Raw genomic sequence first — 6981 nt, 5'->3', positions numbered from 1 at the left:
GGCCGAAGAAGGTGCTGCCACCGATGGCGACACTCTCTGCGCCACTGGCTTCGCTGGATTGACCGACGGCGACCGCACCGCTGCCTGCTGCTGCTGCACCGAAGCCGACAGCCGTGGTGTTGGCACCGGTCGCCGCCGAGCCGTAGCCCAGTGCGGTGCCGAGGCGGCCGCTGGCTTCGCTGTAGCCACCGATGGCGGTGGTGCCATCGGCCGAGGCCGCACTGCGGAAACCACTGGCCAGCGATTGCGCACCGCTGGCGACAGCCTCCGCACCGTTGGCGGTGCTGTAGACGCCGCTGGCCTGTGCAGCCGTGCCGGTGGCGGTGGCGCTGATGCCACTGGCTACCGCACCGTTGCCGAGTGCGGCACTGTCTGCGCCGGTGGCCTGTGCGTTGCTGCCCACCGCGGCCGCATTGCTGCCCGTGGCCAGCGTGTTGAAGCCCACGGCGGTCGCGTTCGCGGCCATGGCCGTGGCACCACTGCCGAGCGCGGTGGCGCCGTTGCCGATCGCATTGGCCGCTTCACCGGCAGCCAGTGCGTTGTCTCCTTCCACGTAGGCACCGGCATCGCTGTCGGCGCTGCCGCTGGCCTGGAAGTACTTGCTGGTCTTGTCCGCCGTGGCGGCGACAGCATCGAGCTGGTTCTTGTTGACCGCATCGGTGCCTTCGGTGCCAGCGGCAACGTGGGTCACTTGGCGTTCGCTGCCGGCACTGCCGACGGCGACGGTGTTGTCACGGTCAGCCTTGGAGCCTGCGCCCAGGGCCACGCTGTTGGCGCCGTTGGCGGTAGCGCTGGCACCCAGCGCGGTCGACTCGGCGCCATCGGCCCACGAGTTCCAGCCGATGGCGGTGGCGTAGTCGTCGGTAGCCCAGGCACCGGCGCCGAACGCCGCTGCGCCGTAGCCACTGGCACGCGACGGCACCAGGCCGAAGAAGGTGCTGCCACCGATGGCCACGCTCTCATCGCCGCTGGCTTCGCTGGAATCACCCATGGCCACCGAACTGGCGCCCGACGCCGCAGCGAACACACCGGCAGCGGTGCTGTTGGCACCACTGGCCACGGTGCCATAGCCCAGCGCCGAGCCGAGGCGACCGCTGGCTTCGCTGTAGCCGCCCACCGCCGTGGTGCCGTCTGCAGTGGCTGCCGAACGGAAGCCGCTGGCCAGCGACTGCGCACCACTGGCAACTGCCTCGGCACCGTTGGCGGTGCTGTACACCGCCGTCGCCTGCGCGCCTGCACCGGTCGCGGTGGTGCTGATTTCGCTGGCCACCGCACCGCTGCCGAGGGCCGCGCTGTCTTCACCGGTCGCCTGCGCGTTGTTGCCCACTGCGGCCGCATTGCCGCCGCTGGCCAGGCTGTTGAAGCCCACCGCCGTAGCGTTCGCGGCTACCGCCGTTGCGCCACTGCCAAGTGCGGTGGCACCGGTGCCGATCGCATTGGCGGCTTCACCGGCAGCCAGCGCGCTGTCACCTTCCACGTAGGCACCGGCATCGCTGTCGGCGCTGCCGCTGGCCTGGAAGTACTTGCTGGTCTTTGCGCCTTCGGCAGCCACCGCGTCCAGCTGGTCCTTGTTCACCGCATCGGTACCCTGGGTACCGGCGGCCACGTTGGTGATCTGGCGGGTGTTGCCGCCGCCACCGACCGACACGGTGTTGTCGCGGTCGGCAATCGAATCGGCACCCAGCGCCACGCTGTTGGCACCGCGCGATTCAGCCGCATTGCCCAGCGCGGTGCTGTTGATGCCCGGCGCATAGGCGCCGCCACCGACCGCGGTGGAATAGTCGCCGGATGCTTCGGTCGCCAGCAGGCCGAACAACGATCCACCGACGGCCACGGCATTGGTGCCGGTAGCCAGGCTGCCCTGGCCGGTGGCGGTGCTGTAGGCACCGGACGCTTCCGAATCGCCACCAAGCGCGACGCTGTTGGAACCGGAGGCGTTGGCAAAGTTGCCGAAGGCAGTGGCGTTGAATGCCGAGGCGTTGGCGTAACCGCCGATGGCGGTGCTGTAGCCACCGGTCGCTTCGGCACCAATGCCGAATGCTGCCGAAGCGGTGCCACTGGCCACGCTTTCACTGCCGACCGCAGTGGCGGCCTCACCGCTGGCGTTGCTGAAGTAGCCTACCGCCACGGCTTCTTCGCCGCTGGCTTCGGACAGCACGCCGCTGGCGGTGCTGCCAGCGCCGCTGGCCACCGCGGCCGCGCCGAAGGCCGCACTCTGCTCGCCGCTGGCTTCGCTCTCGGCACCATGAGCAGTGGCGTATTCGCCGGTCGCCTGTGCGTTGGCACCGATGGCGCTGGCATTGGCCGCGCTGGCCAGGGCATTGAAGCCGATGGCCTGTGCGTTGCCGGCCAGTGCATTGGCGCCACTGCCGAGGGCGGTTGCGCCGTTGCCGATGGCGTTGGCCGATTCACCCGCGGCCAGCGCGTTGTCACCTTCCACGTAGGCACCGGCGTCGCTGTCGGCACTGCCGCTGGCCTGGAAGTACTTGCTGGTGGTCGCGGCACTGGCTGCAACCGCGTCGAGCTGCGACTTGTTCACCGCATCGGTGGCCTGGGTACCGGCCGCCACACTGGTGATCTGCCGCTCGTTGCCCGCGCTGCCCACTGACACGCTGCGATCACGGCTGGCCACCGAACCGGCTCCCAGCGCAACCGCGTTGTTGCCACTGGCCGTGCTGCCCGCGCCCAGGGCGATCGCGCTTTCCCCGCCGGCCACCGTGTTGGTGCCGATGGCGATGCTGTTGATGCTGTTGCCCAGCGCCTGGAAGCCCAGCGCAACACTGTTGTCGCCGTAGCTGAAGGCGCCGCGGCCGACGGCGGTGGAACTGGTGCCGTTGGCCCAGCTGTTGTAGCCGATGGAGGTGGCACCGTTGGCGCTGGCCCATGCCGCCGGACCAAACGCGGAGGCATTGCGGCCGGTGGCCCACGCGCCGGCACCGAAGGCGGTGGCGCCTTCCTCGCTGGCAGTGCTGTAGCCACCTACGGCGGTGCTGTCATCGGCCTTGGCGAAGGCGCTGTCGCCGACGGCGACGGCATAGCTGCCGGTAGCGCGCGACTTGCCGCCTGCCGCGAAGCTGTTGTCGCCGGTGGCCTGTGCCGCATTGCCGAAGGCGCTGCTGCTGGCACCGGTCGCCTGCGCAGCATTGCCGACGGCGGTGGAACCGGCCGAGGCGGTGGTGCCGATCTGCACCGGGTTGCCCTGCTCATCCAGCAGCGGCTGGTTGTATTCGTCGTAGGCCTGGCCGAGGCCACCCACGGCTACCGCACCGTCACCGTCGGCGAAGGTATTGCGACCCAGCGCCACGCTGTCGGCGCCGATGGCCGCAGCGCCCGCGCCCTGTGCCAGCGCGCCGGCACCGATGGCGTTGCTGGCCGAACCCGCCGCTACCGCACCCTCGCCCTCTGCATAGGCGCCAGCATCGCTGCCGCTTTCCGGCTGCGCCTGGAAGAAGCGCGCGGTGGTGTCGGCGGTGCTGGCCACGGCGTCCAGCTGGGCCTTGTTCACTGCATCGGTGGCTTCGCTGCCGGCCGCCACGCTGGTGATCTGCCGCTCGTTGCCGGCACTGCCCACGGCCACGCTGTTGGCGCGCACCGCTTCGGAATTGGCGCCCAGTGCAACGCTGTTGGCACCACGCGCAGTGGCGTAGTAGCCGACGGCGGTGCTCTGCGCACCGCTGGCCCAGGTCTGCGCACCCAGCGCGCTGGCGTTCTCGCCCGGTGCATAGGCGAAGTAGCCCACTGCGACGGATTCGGCACCGGAGGCCTCGGTCAGGCTGCCATTGGCCACGGCCTGGTTGCCGCTGGCGATGGCACCGGCACCGACGGCCGTGGCCGCTTCGCCACTGGCCTGGGTCTGCACGAAGAAGCCCAGGCCCGGGATCAGGTCGGCCGGACCACCGATGGCCACGCTGCTGGTGCCGGTAGCGTTGCTCTGCGTACCAACGGCCGTGGAGTAGTCGCCGATGGCATTGGAGACCGCACCGAACGCCGACGACTGCGCACCTGCCGCGTAGGCACCCACGCCGTACGCCGAGGCGGCGAAACCACCGGCATCGGCGCTGGCGCCGACGGCGGTACCACCGACCCCGGCACTGGTGGCGCCGGTCTCTACCGGCACGCCACCACTGGTGATCAGCGGATTGCCATCGGCATCCACCGCAGCACCGCCGACGGCGACGCTGCCCGGGCCGACTGCCTGCGCGTTGTTGCCGAAGGCCGCGCTGTTCTGGCCAGATGCAAGCGCGTTGTTGCCGACCGCAGTGGCGTTCTGCGCGACGGCGGTCGCACCTGCACCGACGGCGGTCGTACCGTTGCCGATCGCATTGGCGGCTTCGCCAGCGGCGAGCGCGTCATCTCCCTCGGCCAACGCACCGGCATCGCTGTTGCTGCTGCCGGTGGCCTGGAATCGCTTGGCGGTGGTATCGGCTACCGCTGCCACGTCCTTCAATTGAGCGACGTTGACCGCATCGGTATCTTCGGTACCGGCGGCAACGCTGGTGATCTGCCGGGTCAGGCCGTAGTCGACCGCACCCACCGACACGGTATCGACGCGGTCGGCCAGCGAGCCGGCGCCCAGCGCCACGCTGCCGGTAGCCACGGCCGCCGAATTGGAACCCAGCGCGGTGCTGTATTCGCCCACCGCCGTGCTGAACGCACCGACGGCAATGGAGGCTTCGTTGGCGGCGGTCGCACCACGGCCCAGCGAGGTGCTGCCGGGGCCCATCGCCACGGCACCCGCGCCGACCGCGGTAGCGCCATCGGCGCTGGCTTCGGACAGTGCACCCAACGCGGTGGCTGCACCGTTCTCGCTGGCGGCCACGGCACTTGCACCTACCGCCGTATCGCCAAGGCCGAAGGCGGCCRCACTCTGCCCGACCACTACGCTGGCATCACCGAAGGCGAGCGCGTTCTGGCCGAAAGCACTGGCACCAAGTCCTGCGGCAATCGCCTGGGTGCCGACCGCGGTGGTCGCGTTGGCCAGCGACTGGCTGCCACTACCGACCGCGATGGCGCCCTGGCCTTCGATCTTTGCCGCGTCGCTGTCATCACCAGCGCCATCGGCCTTGAAATAGCGGCTGCCCTCGGCCGCCGCCTGCGCAAGCGCGGCCTGCGTGGCGCGCGCCTGTGCATCCAGCTGTGCCTTGTTCACCGCATCGGTGGCGGCGGTACCGGCGGCGACATTGGTCACCTGCCGTTCCTTGCCGGCATCACCGACAGAAACGGTGTTGGCGCGCGTTGCCTTGGAACCGGCGCCCAGCGCCACGCTGTTGGCGCCGGTGGCGCTGGTACCCGCGCCAATCGCCACCGCGTTGCTGCCCTTGGCGCTGGCACTGCCATCGACCACGCACTTGTCCAGCACCTTGCTGTTGAGCACCACGCAGTTCGCGCTGCCCCCAATCTCGACCGACTGCGCCGCAGCGACGCCGGTCATGCCCAGTCCCATTGCCAAGGCCAGCGCTGCAGCCAGTCGTGCCGGCGCGGCATCGGTCGCACCGCGGCGCTGGTCGACGACCCCGCCTGATGAGCTGGAAGAGGCCAGTTCCGAGGCCACCACCAACTGACCCAATGCTTTGTTCCAGACCTTGCGATAAATCCGATTCATCGGTACGGCTCCTGATTGGACTGGTTTTGGGCAAAGCAACGCCACCGCCGAGCCTTCGTGGCCCAACGTCCCCTGGGGGCGTTTATTCGCGTGATTTACTGCGGGTATTGCCGAACGGCGCGCAGGGACAGAAAACCGAGCGCATGCGCCGTACGGTTACTGCGGGATGAACAGATTTGAAACGGGGGTCAAGTGTTAACGGCATCTTTGCGGATCGTCAAGAGTTTGACGCAGCAAAACCCATTGCCGTGAAGCAGTTCACTGTTTCACTTGTTTATGTACGCATTTTGTTAGGCGCACGTGAGGAAATCCTCACTTATGAAAACGCATGTAACTGATGGCCAGTTCAGGAGTTTCCGTATGGACAAAGAAAAACCCGCCGGTTTCCCGGCGGGTTCTCCATACGCGATGGCATCGTCAGCTGCGCAATGCGCGTGCGATCAACCGCACCACACCCGTGCGTTGCGGAACATGCGCATCCACGGTGAATCACCCTGCCAATCGGACGGGGCCCAACTCAGGTTGAGCGCGCGCGGGGTGCGCTCCGGGTGCGGCATCATGATGGTCACCCGGCCGTCGGTGCTGGTCAGGCCGGTGATGCCGTCGGGCGAACCGTTCGGATTCAGCGGGTACTGGCTGGCGACGTTGCCGTTGCCATCAATGTAGCGCAGCGCGACGCGGGCTGTGGCCTGGTCGACGGCGCTGTCGAACACCGCCTGGCCTTCGCCGTGCGCCACCGCCACCGGCAGGCGCGAACCGGCCATGCCACGCAGCAGGATCGACGGCGACTCCACCACTTCCAGCAGCGCGGTGCGGGCTTCGAACTGCTCGCTGGCGTTGCGGCGGAACTGCGGCCAGTGTTCGGCACCGGGGATGATGTCCTTCAGCTGGCTCATCATCTGGCAGCCGTTGCATACGCCCAGGGCGAAGCTGTCCTCGCGCGCGAAGAACGCGGCGAAGGCATCGCGCAGCGCAGTACGTTCCAGGATCGAGGTCGCCCAGCCGCGGCCGGCACCGAGCACGTCGCCGTAGCTGAAGCCGCCGCAGGCGACCAGGCCGGTGAAGTCCTGCAGCGCCACGCGGCCTTCAATGAGGTCGCTCATGTGCACGTCGAATGCGCGGAAGCCGGCACGTTCAAAGGCGTTGGCCATTTCAATCTGGCCGTTGACGCCCTGTTCGCGCAGGATCGCAACGCGCGGACGCGCCCCGGTCTGCACGAACGGTGCGGCGACATCCTCATTGGGATCGAAGCTCAACTTCGGCTTCAGGCCCGGCGCGGTGAAGGCGCGGGCGATCTCGCGCTCGGCATCGGCGTTGGCCGGATTGTCGCGGCGCTTCTGCATGGCGTGGGTGACCGACCACCAGGCGTCGAACAACGC

General features: G+C 68.7%; 2 protein-coding genes. Both read right to left on the bottom strand.

Annotated features, from left to right (window positions below; all coding sequences use genetic code 11):
• Window positions 1–5602, bottom strand: a 5602-nt coding sequence (locus AB4Y84_RS09030; protein WP_442250020.1) for an ESPR-type extended signal peptide-containing protein, incomplete at its 3' end; no start/stop codon positions are given.
• A gap of 440 nt (window positions 5603–6042) precedes the next feature.
• Window positions 6043–6981 (bottom strand): phosphoribosylformylglycinamidine synthase subunit PurQ (locus AB4Y84_RS09025; protein ID WP_442250019.1); only part of this gene is annotated, 939 nt, incomplete at its 5' end.

This window comes from Stenotrophomonas sp. 2YAF22, from assembly GCF_052114665.1.
Classification (GTDB): domain Bacteria; phylum Pseudomonadota; class Gammaproteobacteria; order Xanthomonadales; family Xanthomonadaceae; genus Stenotrophomonas; species Stenotrophomonas indicatrix.
Note: the sequence above shows the minus strand (reverse complement) of the source record. Positions and strands in the feature narration are given on the sequence as shown.